Source organism: Pseudomonas sp. AC083, assembly GCF_979253165.1.
In genome coordinates this window covers 1-17,161 of record NZ_CEEDDH010000019.1, presented here as the reverse complement: position 1 = coordinate 17,161, position 17,161 = coordinate 1, and the positions used below count along the sequence as shown (strand labels likewise).

General features: G+C 60.2%; 14 protein-coding genes. 8 read left to right on the top strand and 6 right to left on the bottom strand.

The features are described 5' to 3' along the window. Window positions 1–104 precede the first annotated feature (104 nt). Window positions 105–923: a posphoenolpyruvate synthetase regulatory kinase/phosphorylase PpsR gene (ppsR, locus tag AC0IXA_RS22715; protein ID WP_016773826.1), complete on the bottom strand. Its 819-nt coding sequence runs from the start codon at window positions 921–923 to the stop codon at window positions 105–107. Between the two features lie 174 nt (window positions 924–1,097). Between ppsR and ppsA the strand changes: the two genes are divergently transcribed. The 8 genes from ppsA (at window position 1,098) to AC0IXA_RS22675 (ending at window position 9,236) form a co-directional block, all read left to right on the top strand. Beyond that, window positions 1,098–3,467, top strand: a complete 2,370-nt coding sequence (gene ppsA / locus AC0IXA_RS22710; protein WP_122506517.1) for a phosphoenolpyruvate synthase — start codon at window positions 1,098–1,100, stop codon at window positions 3,465–3,467. Between the two features lie 98 nt (window positions 3,468–3,565). Further along, window positions 3,566–4,555, top strand: coding sequence for an alpha/beta fold hydrolase (locus tag AC0IXA_RS22705; protein WP_160769590.1), 990 nt, complete (start codon window positions 3,566–3,568; stop codon window positions 4,553–4,555). A 210-nt stretch (window positions 4,556–4,765) separates the two neighbouring features. Next, window positions 4,766–5,257, top strand: a complete 492-nt coding sequence (gene rraA / locus AC0IXA_RS22700) for a ribonuclease E activity regulator RraA (protein WP_016773829.1) — start codon at window positions 4,766–4,768, stop codon at window positions 5,255–5,257. A 21-nt stretch (window positions 5,258–5,278) separates the two neighbouring features. Beyond that, complete coding sequence (locus tag AC0IXA_RS22695; protein WP_341638004.1) at window positions 5,279–6,274, top strand: zinc transporter ZntB; 996 nt, start codon at window positions 5,279–5,281, stop codon at window positions 6,272–6,274. 63 nt (window positions 6,275–6,337) lie between these two features. Next, window positions 6,338–6,586, top strand: coding sequence for a hypothetical protein (locus AC0IXA_RS22690; RefSeq protein ID WP_003223293.1), 249 nt, complete (start codon window positions 6,338–6,340; stop codon window positions 6,584–6,586). A gap of 2 nt (window positions 6,587–6,588) precedes the next feature. Continuing rightward, window positions 6,589–7,413 (top strand): mechanosensitive ion channel family protein, encoded by an 825-nt coding sequence (locus tag AC0IXA_RS22685; RefSeq protein WP_016773831.1) that lies wholly within the window; start codon window positions 6,589–6,591, stop codon window positions 7,411–7,413. 90 nt (window positions 7,414–7,503) lie between these two features. Next, window positions 7,504–8,094: an RNA polymerase sigma factor SigX gene (gene sigX, locus AC0IXA_RS22680; protein ID WP_016773832.1), complete on the top strand. Its 591-nt coding sequence runs from the start codon at window positions 7,504–7,506 to the stop codon at window positions 8,092–8,094. A gap of 107 nt (window positions 8,095–8,201) precedes the next feature. Continuing rightward, on the top strand, window positions 8,202–9,236 hold the full coding sequence (locus AC0IXA_RS22675) for an OmpA family protein (RefSeq protein ID WP_016773833.1): 1,035 nt from the start codon (window positions 8,202–8,204) through the stop codon (window positions 9,234–9,236). Window positions 9,237–9,338: 102 nt separating this feature from the next. Here AC0IXA_RS22675 and cobA read toward each other — a convergent pair whose 3' ends face one another. The 5 genes from cobA to AC0IXA_RS22650 all read right to left on the bottom strand — a co-directional run. Continuing rightward, window positions 9,339–10,100 (bottom strand): uroporphyrinogen-III C-methyltransferase, encoded by a 762-nt coding sequence (gene cobA / locus AC0IXA_RS22670; protein ID WP_341638003.1) that lies wholly within the window; start codon window positions 10,098–10,100, stop codon window positions 9,339–9,341. 13 nt (window positions 10,101–10,113) lie between these two features. Then, window positions 10,114–12,825, bottom strand: a complete 2,712-nt coding sequence (locus tag AC0IXA_RS22665) for a nitrate reductase (protein WP_341638002.1) — start codon at window positions 12,823–12,825, stop codon at window positions 10,114–10,116. Beyond that, complete coding sequence (gene nirD / locus AC0IXA_RS22660; RefSeq protein ID WP_016773836.1) at window positions 12,825–13,142, bottom strand: nitrite reductase small subunit NirD; 318 nt, start codon at window positions 13,140–13,142, stop codon at window positions 12,825–12,827. Before nirD ends, AC0IXA_RS22665 begins: the two co-directional genes overlap by 1 nt. Next, a complete protein-coding gene (gene nirB, locus AC0IXA_RS22655; protein WP_471814536.1) occupies window positions 13,139–15,592 on the bottom strand; it encodes a nitrite reductase large subunit NirB in 2,454 nt (817 codons plus the stop codon). Before nirB ends, nirD begins: the two co-directional genes overlap by 4 nt. 418 nt (window positions 15,593–16,010) lie before the next feature. Beyond that, on the bottom strand, window positions 16,011–17,161 hold a 1,151-nt coding region (locus AC0IXA_RS22650), incomplete at its 5' end, for a protein kinase domain-containing protein (protein WP_471814535.1).

Genomic DNA, 17,161 nt, shown 5'->3' with positions numbered 1-17,161 from the left:
CGTTATCGTTCTTCGCGGGCAGGCTCGCTCCCACAGTCGTTACGATGCAGGTCCACTGTGGGAGCGAGCTTGCTCGCGAAGGCGCCAGATCAGGCAACGCCGGACTACTTGAACCGCCGCTCAACGCCTTTCTCCACGAGAATCTTCGCCGAAATCTCTTCCACCGAGAAATGCGTGGAATTGATGTGCGGAATGTTCTCGCGGCGGAACAGGTTTTCCACTTCGCGCACTTCGAATTCGCACTGGGCGTAGCTCGAATAACGGCTGTTGGGCTTGCGCTCGTTGCGGATCGCGGTCAGGCGGTCGGGGTCGATGGTCAGGCCGAACAGCTTGTGCTGATGGGCGCGCAGGGCGGTGGGCAGGGTCAGGCGTTCCATGTCGTCTTCGGTCAGCGGATAGTTGGCCGCGCGGATGCCGAACTGCATGGCCATGTACAGACACGTCGGCGTTTTGCCGCATCGCGACACGCCCACTAGTATCAGATCGGCTTTGTCGTAATAGTGGGTGCGCGCGCCGTCATCGTTGTCGAGGGCGAAGTTCACCGCCTCGATGCGCTCCATGTAATTGGAGTTGTGTCCGATCGAATGGGATTTGCCGACGGTGTAGGAAGAATGCTCGGTGAGCTCCTGTTCGAGCGGCGCGAGGAAGGTCGAGAAAATGTCGATCATGAAACCATTGGACGTTGCGAGAATCTCACGAATGTCCTGATTGACGATGGTGTCGAAGATGATCGGGCGAAAGCCGTCGGTTTCAGCGGCTTTGTTGATTTGTTGTACCATGGCCCGCGCTTTTTCCACGCTGTCGATGTAGGGCCGCGTGAATTTGCTGAAGGTAATGTTTTCGAACTGCGCCAACAGGCTTTGACCCAGGGTTTCGGCGGTAATGCCGGTGCCATCGGAGATGAAGAAAGCAGATCGTTTCATTTGCACCTTGGGCCTTAAGCTAGTAACGAATCTTGGATATGATAGGCGCGATTTGCCGGCCGCCATTGGCCCGCATTCTCACTTATTTTCCAGGTCCAGGCCATACAACCGGCCAAGGCTCCCCCGGGCCGCCGGTTTCTGAGCTTTTCCAACACAGTTAGTGGAGAGATCACCTTGGTAGAGTACGTAGTTTCCCTCGATAAGCTCGGCAAACACGATGTTGAGCATGTGGGGGGCAAGAACGCATCCCTGGGCGAGATGATCAGTAACCTGGCAGGCGCCGGTGTTTCGGTCCCCGGCGGCTTCGCCACGACGGCTCAGGCCTATCGTGACTTCCTCGAACTGAGCGGCCTGAACGAGCAGATCCACAAGGCCCTCGACGCGCTCGACGTCGACGACGTCAATGCCCTGGCCAAGACCGGTGCGCAGATCCGTCAATGGATCATGGAAGCCGAATTTCCCGAAAAACTGAATGCCGAGATCCGCACCGCGTTCGCCGCGCTGTCGGCGGGCAATCCTGATGTGGCCGTGGCCGTGCGTTCTTCCGCCACCGCCGAAGACCTGCCGGACGCGTCCTTCGCCGGTCAGCAGGAAACCTTCCTGAACATCCGTGGTGTGGAAAACGTTATCCGCGCCGCCAAAGAGGTGTTCGCTTCGCTGTTCAACGACCGCGCGATTTCCTACCGCGTGCACCAGGGCTTCGACCACAAACTGGTCGCCCTGTCGGCTGGCGTGCAGCGCATGGTGCGTTCGGAAACCGGCACCGCCGGCGTGATGTTCACCCTCGACACCGAATCGGGTTTCCGTGACGTGGTGTTCATCACCGGCGCTTACGGCCTGGGCGAAACCGTCGTACAAGGCGCGGTCAATCCGGATGAGTTCTACGTCCACAAAGGCACGCTGGAGGCCGGTCGTCCGGCCATCCTGCGTCGCAACCTGGGCAGCAAAGCCATCAAGATGATCTACGGCGACGAGGCCAAGGCCGGTCGTTCGGTCAAGACTGTCGATGTCGACAAGGCCGAACGCGCGCGTTTCTGCCTGACCGACGCCGAAGTCAGTGAGCTGGCCAAGCAGGCGATGATCATCGAGAAGCACTACGGCTGCCCGATGGACATCGAGTGGGCCAAGGACGGTGACGACGGCAAGCTGTACATCGTGCAGGCGCGTCCGGAAACCGTGAAAAGCCGCACCCAGGCCAACGTCATGGAACGTTACCTGCTCAAGGAAACCGGCACCGTGCTGGTGGAAGGTCGGGCGATCGGCCAGCGCATCGGCGCCGGCAAAGTACGCATCATCAAAGACGTCTCGGAGATGGACAAAGTCCAGCCGGGCGACGTGCTGGTTTCCGACATGACCGACCCGGACTGGGAACCAGTGATGAAGCGCGCCAGCGCCATCGTCACCAACCGTGGCGGGCGTACCTGCCACGCGGCGATCATCGCCCGTGAGCTGGGCATCCCGGCAGTGGTAGGTTGCGGCAACGCCACCCAGCTGCTGAAGGATGGCCAGGGCGTGACCGTATCCTGCGCCGAAGGCGACACCGGCTACATCTTCGAAGGCGAACTGGGCTTCGACATCAAGAAGAACTCCGTCGACGCCATGCCGGAGCTGCCGTTCAAGATCATGATGAACGTCGGCAATCCGGATCGCGCCTTCGACTTCGCCCAATTGCCGAACGCCGGCGTCGGTCTGGCACGTCTGGAATTCATCATCAACCGCATGATCGGCGTGCACCCGAAAGCGCTGTTGAACTACGACGGTCTGCCGCAGGAAATCAAGGACAGCGTCGACAAGCGTATTGCCGGTTACAGCGACCCGGTCGACTTCTACGTCGACAAACTGGTTGAAGGCATCAGCACCCTGGCTGCAGCGTTCACGCCGAAAAAAGTCATCGTGCGTCTGTCGGACTTCAAGTCCAACGAATACGCCAACCTGATCGGCGGCAAGCTCTACGAGCCGGAAGAAGAGAACCCGATGCTGGGTTTCCGTGGTGCTTCGCGTTACATCAGCGAATCGTTCCGCGATTGCTTCGAGCTCGAATGCCGCGCGCTGAAACGCGTGCGCAACGAGATGGGCCTGACCAACGTGGAAATCATGGTGCCGTTCGTCCGTACTTTGGGCGAAGCCAGCCAGGTGGTCGATCTGCTCGCCGAGAACGGCTTGAAGCGCGGCGAGAACGGTCTGCGCGTGATCATGATGTGCGAGCTGCCATCCAACGCGATTCTGGCCGAGGAATTCCTCGAATTCTTCGACGGCTTCTCGATCGGCTCCAACGACCTGACCCAACTGACTTTGGGTCTGGACCGTGACTCGGGGATCATCGCGCACCTGTTCGACGAGCGGAATCCAGCGGTCAAGAAGCTGTTGGCCAACGCCATTCAGGCCTGCAACAAGGCCGGCAAGTACATCGGCATCTGCGGTCAGGGTCCTTCGGACCACCCGGATCTGGCCAAGTGGCTGATGGAACAGGGCATCGAAAGCGTGTCGCTGAACCCGGACACCGTGCTGGAAACCTGGTTCTTCCTCGCCGAAGGTCAGGCTTGATCAGTATGTAATTGGCCCGCGCCCCATGTGGGAGCGGGCCTTGAGATTGAAGTAGGGCGGGCTCCAGCGGATGCCGCCCTTTTTTGTGCAAGAGCATTATGCAAAGCAGCAGCAACCTGTTTCCTGTCGCGCTGATCAGCGCCGAGCGGCGCGGCGATCTGAGCGAAGACGTCTATCGATTGAAACCCGGCAACAGCCCGGACTGGTCCGTGGAGATCGCCGTCACCCGCCTGGGCATGGCCGATGACACGGCGCCACGCGGCGTGCCGGTGATTCTGTTGCACGGCAGCTTTTCCAATCGGCGCTTCTGGTTTTCCCCCAAAGGCCTCGGGCTCGGCGCGTATCTGACGCGGCTGGGCTTCGACGTGTGGATTCCGGAAATGCGCGGTCACGGCCTGTCCCAGCGCAACGAAGACTATCGGCGCAACCGCGTGGCCGATTATGCCCGTTACGATCTGCCGGCGATTGCCGCGTTCGTGCGTGAGCAGAGCGGACAGATCCCGCACTGGATCGGCCATTCGCTCGGCGGCATCACCCTGGCGGCGGCGCTCGGTGGCGAATATCTCGGCGAACCGGCCGTGGCCTCGGCGGCGTTTTTCGGCACCCAGGTCAGCCGTACCTATTGGCCGCTGAAGATTCCACCGGTGGAGTGGGGCGGGCGCTTTATTCTCAAGCGGTTCGCGCAGTTGTCCGGCTCACGCCTCAAACGCGGTCCGGAAGACGAACCGATCGGCCTTGCCATCGAAAGCATGCGCTGGTACGGCTTGTTCGGCCGCTTCGGCGACAAGGACAAGGACTGGTGGGCCGGACTTGCCGAGGTGCAGGTGCCGGTGCTGGCGGTGACGGCAGCGGGCGATCATCAGGATCCGGCGTGGGCCTGCCGCAAGCTGTTCGAGCAGATCGGCTCCGAGCACAAGCAGTTCATCAACCTGGGCCGCGAGCAGGGCTTCTCGGATAATTTCGGTCATGTCGAAATGTTGGTGAGCAAAGCAGCGCAGGCGGAGGTATGGCCGCTGGTGGCGCGCTGGTTGAACGATCAGCAGACGCCATTGCTGGCGCAGGCGACGGATCTGGCCGCTGCGGTGTGAGGGGCGTTCCGTTCAGCCTGGCTTGCGGCTAAGATATGACGCATTGTGCGGTTCCAGTCATATTTCGTGACTGTTTAGCGATAACGTTTCAGCCGCGGTTCAGGTTCGCTCAGCGACCATGGCATGGACTAAGGTAAACAGCGACCGCCGGAACTCGTCTCATCATAATGCGGCATCCTTGATCGTCTTCCTTGTTACAGGAGTTTTTCGATGGAACATTACCTTACGCCTGACCTGTGCGACGCCTACCCGGAGCTGGTGCAGGTGCTGGAACCGATGTTCAGCAATTTCGGCGGCCGGGATTCCTTCGGCGGCGAAATCGTGACCATCAAGTGCTTCGAAGACAATTCGCTGGTCAAGGAGCAGGCCGAACTCAACGGCAAAGGCAAAGTGCTGGTGGTTGATGGCGGCGGTTCGCTGCGCCGCGCTCTGCTGGGCGACATGATCGCCGCCAAGGCCGCGCAGAACGGTTGGGAAGGGCTGGTGATCTACGGTTGCATCCGTGACGTCGACGTCATCGCCCAGACCGATCTCGGCGTGCAGGCGCTGGCCAGCCATCCGATGAAAACCGACAAGCGCGGCATTGGCGACCTCAACGTCCCGGTGACTTTCGCCGGCGTGACGTTCCACCCAGGCCAGTACATTTATGCGGACAACAACGGCGTGATCGTATCGCCGAGCCCGCTGAAAATGCCTGAATAAGCTTTTCGACAAGGGATGCGGATGTTCGAGGAAGAAAACGCGCAATGGGGGCTGGTGCATGCCCTGGTGCTGGACGGCAAGGGCGGTGCGCGTTCGATAGCCCGGACTGAGCTCGACGATTTGCAGCTGCAGGCCCATGAAAGCCTCTGGCTGCACTGGGATCGCAGCCATCCGCAGACCCGTACCTGGCTGCGCAAATCCAGCGGGCTCAATGAATTCACCTGCGATCTGTTGCTGGAAGAAAATACCCGCCCGCGTCTGTTGCCATTGCCCGACTCCGAGCTGTTGCTGTTTCTGCGCGGGGTCAATCTCAACCCGGGCGCCGAGCCGGAAGACATGGTCTCGGTGCGGATTTTCGCCTCTGCGCAGCGAGTGATTTCCCTGCGCTTGCGTCCGTTGCGCGCCACGGATGAGCTGATGACGCTGCTTGGCGAGGGCAAAGGGCCGAAAACTTCCTCGGAATTGATGCTGTATCTGGCGCAGTTCCTCACCAATAAAGTGCAGGATCTGGTCACGTGCCTGTCGGAAGTGGTGGATGAAGAGGAAGAAAAACTCGACGCCGACGAACGGTATACCCCGGAGCATGGGGCCATTTTGCACATCCGCCGCAGAGCCGCTGGGCTGAAGCGTTTTCTCGCCCCACAGCGGGATATTTTCGGACAGCTGACGCGGATCAAACTGCCGTGGTTCGTCGAAGACGACGCCGACTACTGGAACGAATTGAACAACAGCCTGACCCGTTATCTGGAAGAGCTCGAATTGACCCGAGAGCGCGTAGGGCTTGTGCTGGAGGCCGAAGACCGGCGTTTGAGCGTGCACATGAACCGCACCATGTATCGCTTCGGCATCATTACCTGCATCTTTTTGCCGATGAGTTTCATCACCGGTCTGCTCGGCATCAATGTCGGCGGTATTCCGTTCGCCGAAAGCCCGTATGGCTTCCTGATCGCCTGCCTGACGGTGCTCGCCCTGGCGTTCGGCCAGTGGTGGTTGTTCCGTCGATTGCGCTGGGTGTGAACATGGCGCATGTGACCCGAGTAAATCTGCCCGCGTCTTTCACAGACATCACGAGAGGTGCGTATGCACGATCCGTTTGAACAGTCTTTGCGCGACATGCTCAACGCTTCGCCGTCCAGCCGCGACGACGATGCGTGCCTGGGCCGCGTACTCAAAACCGCCAACCGCCAGGTCGGCGCCGGTGATCTGTTCAGCCTGCTGGGCCGCTGGCTGCCCGCGCTGATGATCGCCCTGAACAATGGCTCGGCGCATGTCTCGCCGGTTTCCCGTCTTCGTAAAACCACTGCTCGCACTGCTGATAAGGCTGATTGAATATGGAACTTGATCTCTGGACTCAGAGCCTCGTCACTGCAATGACTGCGTTGTGGACCAAAGTCGCTAACTTCATTCCGAACCTGTTCGGCGCACTGGTTGTGCTGCTGCTGGGTTTCGTCGTGGCCAAGCTGCTCGACACCTTGCTTTCCAAATTGCTCGCCAAACTGGGCCTCGATCGCCTGATGGGCGGCACCGGGCTGACCAAGCTGATGTCGCGTGCCGGGCTGCAGGTGCCGATCTCGACGCTGATCGGTAAAATCGTCTACTGGTTCGTTCTGCTGATTTTTCTGGTTTCTGCGGCAGAATCCCTTGGCCTCGAGCGAGTTTCAGCTACGCTGGACATGCTGGCGTTGTATCTGCCGAAAGTATTTGGCGCCGCGCTGGTGCTGCTGGTCGGTGTCCTGCTGGCGCAACTGGCCAACGGGCTGGTGCGCGGCGCAGCAGAAGGCGTAGGGCTGGACTACGCTTCGGGGTTGGGGCGGATCGCGCAGGGGCTGGTGATCATCATCAGCATCTCCGTGGCGATCAGCCAGCTCGAGGTCAAGACCGACCTGCTGAACCATGTGATTGTTATCGTATTGATTACCGTTGGTCTGGCAGTTGCGCTGGCCATGGGTTTGGGAAGCCGGGAAATTGCCGGTCAGATTCTTGCGGGAATCTATGTGCGTGAGCTGTACGAGGTTGGGCAACAAGTGCGTGTTGGCGAGGTCGAAGGCCAGATCGAAGAGATCGGCACGGTTAAAACCACATTGCTGACCGATGAGGGTGAGCTAGTCTCTCTCTCCAATCGGATCCTGCTGGAACAGCATGTGAGTAGCCGCTAAACCGGCAAACCCTGCTAATGTATGCCGCCGCAAAATGCCAGCCGAGGCTGGTTGTGGCGGACATTGACCTGACTGTCGGCACGACTTGTTTTGAATAAAGCCCAACCGCTATCCACGCGCTACGACCCCCGCGAGCTCTCTGATGAGGAGTTGGTCGCGCGCTCGCATACCGAGCTGTTTCACGTAACGCGCGCCTACGAAGAGTTGATGCGGCGTTACCAGCGAACATTATTTAACGTCTGCGCGAGATATCTTGGGAACGATCGCGACGCAGACGATGTCTGTCAGGAAGTGATGCTGAAGGTGCTGTACGGCCTGAAGAACTTCGAGGGGAAATCGAAGTTCAAAACCTGGCTTTACAGCATCACTTACAACGAATGCATCACGCAGTATCGGAAGGAACGGCGTAAGCGTCGCTTGATGGACGCTCTCAGTCTGGACCCTCTTGAAGAAGCGTCTGAAGAAAAGGCGCCGAAGCCGGAGGAGAAGGGTGGGCTTGATCGCTGGCTGGTGTATGTGAATCCGATTGACCGCGAAATTCTGGTGCTACGATTTGTCGCAGAGCTGGAGTTTCAGGAGATCGCAGACATCATGCACATGGGTTTGAGTGCGACAAAAATGCGTTACAAACGCGCTCTAGATAAATTGCGTGAGAAATTTGCAGGCATTGCTGAAACTTAGTTCAGCGCAAATATCTCTTACGTGTAGGCAAGTTCTGATAGACTTGCCGCCGAGTTGTCCCCCGGTTTGCGGGACTGCTTCACAATCACCAGATGGGGATTTAACGGATGAAACTGAAAAACACCTTGGGCTTGGCCATTGGTTCTCTGATTGCCGCCACTTCGTTCGGCGCTCTGGCACAAGGCCAAGGCGCAGTTGAAATCGAAGGCTTCGCTAAGAAAGAACAATTCGACAGCGCTCGTAACTTCAAGAACAACGGCAACCTGTTCGGCGGTTCGATCGGTTACTTCCTGACCGACGACGTTGAACTGCGTCTGGGCTACGACGAAGTGCACAACGTACGTGCCGACGATGGCAAGAACGTCAAAGGCGCTAACACCGCTCTGGACGCTCTGTACCACTTCAACAACCCAGGCGACATGATTCGTCCATACGTTTCGGCCGGTTTCTCTGACCAGAGCATCGACCAGAACGGTTCGAACGGTCGTAACCGTTCCACCTTCGCCAACGTTGGCGGCGGTGCCAAGCTGTACTTCACCGAGAACTTCTACGCCCGTGCCGGCGTTGAAGCTCAGTACAACATCGACCAGGGCGACACCGAGTGGGCTCCTAGCGTCGGTATCGGTGTGAACTTCGGTGGCGGCTCCAAGCCAGCTGCTGCTCCAGTTCCAGCACCTGCTGAAGTCTGCTCCGACAGCGACAACGATGGCGTTTGCGACAACGTTGACAAGTGCCCGGACACCCCAGCCAACGTAACCGTTGACGCTGATGGCTGCCCAGCAGTTGCTGAAGTTGTTCGTGTTGAGCTGGACGTGAAATTCGACTTCGACAAGTCGGTAGTCAAGCCAAACAGCTACGGCGACATCAAGAACCTGGCTGACTTCATGAAGCAGTACCCATCCACCACCACTACTGTTGAAGGTCACACTGACTCCGTCGGTCCTGACGCTTACAACCAGAAACTGTCCGAGCGTCGTGCAAACGCCGTTAAGCAAGTTCTGACCAACCAGTACGGTGTTGAATCGTCCCGCGTTCAGTCTGTTGGCTACGGCGAATCCCGCCCAGTTGCTGACAACAAAACTGACGCTGGCCGCGCTGTAAACCGTCGCGTAGAAGCGCAGGTTGAAGCTCAAGCTAAGTAATTAGCTGCCGCTGATGGAAAAGCCCGGCTCAGGCCGGGCTTTTCTTTGTCTGCGATTTGGCTTTGGATCTTGAAAGATCGCAGCCTGCGGCAGCTCCTACATTCAGATCATATGTGTCCTGTAGGAGCTGCCGAAGGCTGCGATCTTTTGCTCTTCCACGACAGCAGCCACCGCACCAATCACCAGAATCGCCGGGCTCTTCAATTCAAACGCCGAGGCATCCTCAGCCATCGCACTCAGATCACTGCGACACTCACGCTGATGCGCCAAAGAGGCGTTTTCGATCATCGCCACCGGCGTATCCGCCGCCATCCCTCCGGCCAGCAGCTGATCACGAATCTCGCCCAGCTTGGCCACGCCCATGTAAACCACCAGCGTCGTCCCGCCTTTCGCCAGCGCCTGCCAGTTCAACTGGCTGTCATCCTGGGTGTGCGCAGTCACCAACGTTACTCCGCGCGCCACGCCCCGCAACGTCAGCGGAATATCGCACTGGGTCGCCCCGGCCAGCCCAGCGGTGATGCCATTGACCAGTTCCACTTCAACGCCACGCTCGCGCAACCACTGCGCTTCTTCGCCACCGCGGCCGAAAATGCACGGATCGCCGCCTTTCAGGCGCACCACGCATTTGCCCTGGCGGGCATAACGCAGCATCAGCCGATGGATAAATGCCTGCGGGGTCGAACGGCAGCCGCCGCGTTTGCCCACCGGGATCACCCGCGCAGCCGGGCAGTGCTCCAGCACCGCGTCGTTGACCAGATCATCGATCATCACCACATCGGCCTCGCGCAATGCGCGCACCGCTTTGAGCGTCAGCAACTCCGGATCTCCAGGGCCTGCGCCCACCAGCCAGACTTTCGCATTCATGGTGTTGTCCTCGTTAAATGACCGCGACCGGCCGCGCTTCGGCAGCCAGCAGACGCTTGATTTCCGGCACGCAGGAACCGCATTGCGTACCGCATCGGAGATTGTTTTTCAGGCCTTGCAGATCCAGGCCCTGGCGAATGCCGGCGCAGACTGCGTTGAGGCTGACGTTTTCGCAGTTGCACAAGGTCTTGTCGCTCGCAATGGCGCCGACAGCGCCCGGCGGCGCGCTCATCGGCGCGAGCAGCCAGCGCCGCAGTTGTTGGTCGGCGCGGCCCTCCAGCCACAGGCTTTGCAGCCAATGTTGCGCCAGGGTTTCGCCGGCCAGGCGAATTGCGGTGATTCGGCCGTTTTCGATGCGCACCCGCTTGCCGATGGCGCGGCGCGGGTCGTCGTAGGCCAGAACCGGGCCATCCAGCAGTGACAGGCACTGGTCGATCTCACCCAGCAGCTGTGGATCCGGCGCCTGGCCGTGTGCAGCGCGTATCAGCAACGCTGGCCGCTCACGCCCGACAAGGCTGAGGCTGACGTAGGAAAACGCCTCGCACAGCGGTCGTAGTGTCTCGAAATGCCGTTGAACATCACCCTCGATCAAGGCGAACAGTTGCCAAGGCAGATTGACTGCCTCCAGACGCACGCCGCTGTGCTTGAGTTCCGGTTGCTTGGACAGTGGGTCAAATGCTGGCAAGGTCAGCGTGTTGACGCCGCCCTTGAGATAGCGATCGCCCCAATGCATCGGCAGGAACGCTTGGCCCGGACGCACGCTGTCGTCGCTGCCGACCGCAACAATCACCGCGCCACGGCGGCTTTTCAAACTGACCAGATCGCCGGGCTGCAAGCGGTGCCGACGCATTTCGTCAGGATGCAGGTTCAGCACGGCTTCGCTGACGTGGCCGAACAATTGCGCGGCGGTGCCGGTGCGGCTCATGCCGTGCCACTGGTCACGCAGGCGACCGGTGATCAAAGTCAGCGGGAAGCGCGCGTCGCGTTGTTCCTTGGCGGCGCGGTACGGATCAGCAATGAACTGCGCGCGACCATTGGCTGTAGGAAAAATGCCGTCGCCGTACAAGCGTGGCGTGCCTTGGCGGGCGCCGGCAGGGAAGGGCCATTGCTGCGGACCGATCTCGTCGATCAAGGCATGACTGATCCCGGACAGATCCAGGTCCCGGCCACGGGTCAGCGCTTTGAATTCATCAAACAACTGCGAAGGTTGATCGAAAGCGAACAGGCTTGGCTGCCTGGGGCGCAGACGTTTCTCCAGACGCTGTGCGAAATCCACCGTGATGGCCCAGTCCGGCCGCGCTTCGCCTGGTGCGACAACCGCTTTGCGCACGTGGGATATGCGCCGCTCGGAGTTGGTCACCGAGCCTTCCTTCTCGCCCCAACTGGCGGCCGGCAACAGCAGGTCGGCAAATGCAGCGGTTTCGGTGGTGCGAAAGGCTTCCTGCAATACCACAAAAGGGCAGGCCTCAAGCGCTGCGCGGACTGCGCTCTGATCAGGCATCGATTGCGCCGGATTGGTACAGGCAATCCACAGTGCTTTGATTTTGCCGCTGCGCAGGTTTTCGAACAGTTCGATGGCGCTCAGGCCCGGCGCCTCGGGCAAGCTCTCCACGCCCCAATACGCCGCCACCTCGGCGCGATGCTCTGGGTTGGCGGCATCGCGATGGCCCGGTAGCAGATTGGACAGACTGCCGGTTTCCCGCCCGCCCATGGCGTTCGGCTGACCGGTAAGTGAGAAAGGTCCTGCACCGGGGCGGCCAATTTGTCCGGTGGCCAGGTGCAGATTGATCAGCGCGCTGTTCTTTGCGCTGCCGGCGGTGGACTGATTCAGGCCCATGCACCACAGCGACAGGAAGCTCGGCGCAGTGCCGACCCATTCTGCGCATTGCTGCAGTTGCTCGATGCTGATGCCGCACAGTTGCGAAACCATCTGCGGGGTGTAATCGCGCACCAGGGTTTTGAGTTCGGCGAGGCCTTCGGTGTGCGCCTTGATGAAATCGCGATCGACCCAGTCTTCCCACAGCAGCAGATGCAAAATCCCATGGAACAAGGCGACATCGGTACCCGGAAGAATCGCCAGATGCAGGTCAGCCAAATCGCAGGTGTCGGTGCGACGTGGGTCGATAACGATGACTTTCATCTGCGGGCGACGGGATTTGGCTTCCTCCAGCCGACGGAAAAGTACCGGATGGGCGTAGGCCATGTTACTGCCGACGATCATCACGCAGTCGCTGAGCTCCAGGTCTTCGTAACTGCACGGCGGCGCGTCGGCGCCGAGGCTGCGTTTGTAGCCGACCACCGCCGAGGACATGCACAGCCGCGAATTGCTGTCGATGTTGTTGGTGCCCACCAGCGCCCGCGCCAGTTTGTTGAAGGCGTAGTAGTCCTCGGTGAGCAACTGCCCGGAGATGTAGAACGCCACGCTGTCCGGGCCGTGTTCGGCGATGGTTTCGGCAAACACGTTGGCCGCGTGGTCGAGGGCGGTATCCCAGTCAGTACGGCTGCGCGCCAGGCCTTTGCCCAGGCGCAGTTCCGGGTACAAGGCGCGGGCGGCGAGGTCGCCGGTCAGGTGCAGCGTCGAGCCTTTGCTGCACAGTTTGCCGAAGTTGGCCGGGTGCGCCGGATCGCCGCTGACGCCGAGGATGCGCTCGCCGTCATGCTCGATCAGTACGCCGCAGCCGACCCCGCAGTAACAGCAGGTCGAGGCGGTCGTCTGGCGGTTCATCAGATGGCGTCCCGCAGGGCCAGTTGCACCCGGCCGTTCTCGACCCGGGCCGGATGGTGATGGGCACAGCCGATGTCCGGCGCCTGGGCTTCGCCGGTTTCGAGGTCGATCTGCCAGTTGTGCAGCGGGCAGGCCACGCGCTTGCCATAGATCAGGCCTTGCGACAGCGGCCCGCCCTTGTGCGGGCAGCGGTCATCGAGGGCGAACACCTCGTCGTCGCTTGTACGAAAAATCGCGATGTCACCTTTCGGTCCGGCAATGATCCGCGAACCGAGGGCGTTGATCTCTTCCAGCGCACAGATGTCGAGCCAGTTCATGCCGGCACCTCCAGGTTTTTCACGGGGATCACGTCGAATTCTTTCTTCAGTTGCGGCTGCGCCAGGCGTTCTTTCCATGGGTCCTGTTCGAACGACAGGGAGAATTGCAGGCGCTCATTCAGGGCCTTGCGCCGCTCGGCGTCTTCGAGCACGTTCTTCTTGATGTGCTCCATGCCGACCCGTTGCAGGTAATGCACGGTGCGTTCGAGGTAGAAGGCTTCCTCGCGGTAGAGCTGCAGGAATGCGCCGTTGTATTCGCGGACTTCCTCGGCAGTTTTCAGTTTGACGAAGAACTCGGCGACTTCGGTCTTGATCCCGCCGTTGCCACCGATGTACATCTCCCAGCCGGAGTCGACGCCGATAATTCCTACGTCCTTGATGCCCGCTTCCGAGCAGTTGCGTGGGCAACCGGACACCGCCAGCTTCACTTTGTGCGGCGACCACATGTTGAACAGGTCGTGCTCGAGTTCGATGCCCAGTTGCGTCGAGTTCTGCGTGCCGAAGCGGCAGAACTCGCTGCCGACGCAGGTTTTCACGGTGCGGATGGATTTGCCGTAGGCGTGGCCGGACGGCATGTCGAGGTCTTTCCAGACGCCGGGCAGATCCTGTTTCTTGATCCCCAGCAAGTCGATGCGCTGACCGCCGGTGACCTTGACCATCGGCACGTTGTACTTGTCGGCCACATCGGCGATCCGCCGCAGTTCCGATGGGTTGGTCACGCCGCCCCACATGCGCGGCACCACCGAATAGGTGCCGTCCTTCTGGATGTTGGCGTGGGCGCGTTCGTTGATCAGACGCGATTGCGGGTCGTCCTTGGCCTCGCCCGGCCAAGTGGAAATCAGGTAGTAGTTGAGCGCCGGGCGACAGGTCGCGCAGCCATTGGGCGTGCGCCAGTTCAGGTAACTCATGGTCTCGGCGATGGTCAGCAGGTGTTCCTGGCGGATCGCCTGACGAATCTGCCCGTGGTTGAGATCGCTGCAACCGCAGATGGCTTTTTCGCTTTTCGGTTTGACGTCGGCCGCGCCACCCACCGTATTGATCAGGATCTGTTCAACAAGGCCGGCGCAGGAACCGCAGGAGCTGGCAGCCTTGGTGTGTTTCTTCACTTCATCGACGCTGAACAGGCCGTGTTCCTGAATCGCCTTGACGATGGTGCCCTTGCACACACCGTTGCAGCCGCAGACTTCGGCGCTGTCGGCCATGACCATGGCTTTGTCCTGGCCCTGATGTCCTACGTCGCCTAAAGCGTTTTCGCCGAACATGAGGTGATCGCGGATCTCGCCTATGGCGTGATTCTCACGAATCTGCCGGAAATACCAACCGCCATCTGCCGTATCGCCGTACAGACAGGCGCCGACCAGCACGTCATCCTTGATCACCAGTTTTTTGTACACGCCGCCGATCGGGTCGGAGAGGGTGATGGTCTCGGTGCCTTCGCCGCCCATGAAGTCGCCGGCGGAGAACAGGTCGATGCCGGTGACTTTCAATTTGGTCGAAGTCACTGAACCCTGATAGCGAGCGAAACCCAGTTGCGCGAGGTGATTGGCGCAGACCTTGGCTTGTTCGAACAGCGGCGCAACGAGGCCGTAGGCGATGCCGCGATGACTGGCGCATTCGCCGATTGCGTAGATGCGCGGGTCGTAGGTTTGCAGGGTGTCGTTGACCAGAATCCCGCGATTGCACGGAATTCCTGCCTTTTCTGCCAGTTCGGTGTTGGGGCGGATGCCGGCGGCCATCACCACCAGATCGGCAGGAATGATGTCGCCGTTCTTGAACTGCACCGAACCGACCCGGCCATTGCCGGCATCGTGCAAGGCTTGGGTCTGTTCGCAAAGGCGAAAATGCAGGCCACGGGATTCCAGCGCCGATTGCAGAAGCTGGCCGCTGGTCTTGTCCAGTTGCCGCTCCAGCAGCCATTCGCCGAGGTGCACCACGGTCACGTGCATGCCGCGCAGCATCAGGCCGTTGGCCGCTTCGAGGCCGAGCAGGCCGCCACCGATGACCACGGCGTGCTTGTGGGTCCTGGCGGTGTCGATCATGGCCTGGGTGTCGGCGATGTCGCGGTAACCGATCACGCCCTGCAAATTGTTGCCGGGGATTGGCAGGATGAACGGGGTCGAGCCGGTGGCGATCAGCAGGCGATCGTACTCGGCTTCGGTGCCGTCCTCGGCAATCACTCGGCGTTTGACCCGGTCGATCTCCACCACTTTGCGGTTGAGCAGCAACTTGATGTTGTTTTCCAGATACCAGTCGAGGTCGTTGAGGACGATCTCTTCGAACGTCTGCTCGCCGGCCAGCACCGGCGACAGCAGGATGCGGTTGTAGTTGGTGTGCGGTTCGGCGCCGAAGACGGTGATGTCGTAGAGCTCGTCGCTCAGCTTGAGCAGTTCTTCCAGGGTACGGACCCCGGCCATGCCATTGCCGATCATCACCAGTTTGAGTTTTTTCATCAGGTTCTCCGGGAGCTGCGGCTGGCCTCTGGTGGGCCGTCGGGCCTTGCTCGACAAATTTTGCGCAAACAAAAAAAGGCGTCCCGCTAGTTGCCTAGCGAGGACGCCTTTGTCCTGGTCCCGTTCTCTCGGGAAGCGCAGCCTTCGTCGTTGAAGGTTGGGCTTTATGTATGGTGAAAAGGGTAATGCAGTGGTTGTGCCAACTCGGGGGGACGCGGATTTATTGGGGATTGGGGTTGTGACAGGAGATTTTTTTGCACCGAATCGAGGCGTGTTGCTCGTTCGTGGCGCGTTAATTCTTGGGGTTATGCGGTGTGAAGCCGAATGCCTTCGCGAGCAGGCTCGCTCCCACAAGGTGTCTGCGAACGACACAAATTCCCTGTGGGAGCGAGCCTGCTCGCGAATGGCGCGGCGCGGTTCAACTGTGAAACAACAAAACCAGCAGCACCACATTACCCATCAATGCCAGAAGCGCCATCGTCCGCCAGACCTTCAACGGCTCCCGCTCGAGTAAAGGCCGGGGCCGCACACTCAAACTTTGCCGCTCACCCTGTTCCAGCACCAGCAGCCACTCTTCAGCGGTTTCGAAGCGTTGCTGCGGATCGGCGGCGACGCCGCGTTCCAGACTTTGCGCCAGCCAGTCCGGCAGGTCCGGGCGATAGCGACTGGCATTCACCGGCACGCCGAATCGGGGCCGCTGAAACGCTTCGATTTCGCCATAGGGAAAATGCCCGGTGAGCAGGTAATAGAGAGTGACACCGACAGAATACAAATCCTGTTGTGCACTCGGTGGTTCGCCGCGAAACGCTTCTGGGGCGATGAAACTAGGCGTTCCTGGCAGGGTCGACGGCGCGTCCTCGGACAGTCCCGGGCAATAAGCCAGGCCGAAATCCAGCAGGCGCAGTTCGCCGTCATCCCCCAGCAGCAGGTTTTCCGGTTTGATGTCGCGGTGCAGAATCTGCCGTCGATGCAGCAACCCGACCGCGCGCAACAGCCGCTCGGCGATGTCCTGCCACTGCGCCAAAGGCAACGGGCCGCTGTGTTGAAACACGTCGGCCAGCGTCGTCCCGGCGTATTCGCGCATGACGTAATACAAATGCTGACGCTGAGTGCAGGCATGGATTTGCGGAAAATGCCGGCCGGCCACGCGCTTGAGGAACCATTCTTCCGACAGCAGCGCCTGACCGGCTTGCGGATGGTCGGCCAGCCGCGTCGGCAAGGTCTTCAGCAGCCAAGGCTGGCCCTGGCTATCGAGCACGCGATACAGCAATGATTGCTGGCTCTGGCCGATGATGCCTTGCACCTGCCAGCCTTCAAACGCTTGCCCGGGTTTCAGCGTTGGCGGCAGTGGCCATTGCTGCAATTGCACCAGCGCATCGCCAATGCTCGCTTCGCCCAGCGCATCGACGCGCACCAGCAGGGCACTGGCGTTGTCCTGACTGCCGGCCAGATGCGCGGCGTTGACCAAGGTTTGCGCCGCGCTGGGCAGATCCGCTTGATCGCGCAGAATTGCCGCGATCGCGGTATCGCCCAAGGTCGACCAGACGCCGTCGCTGAGCAGTACGAAGC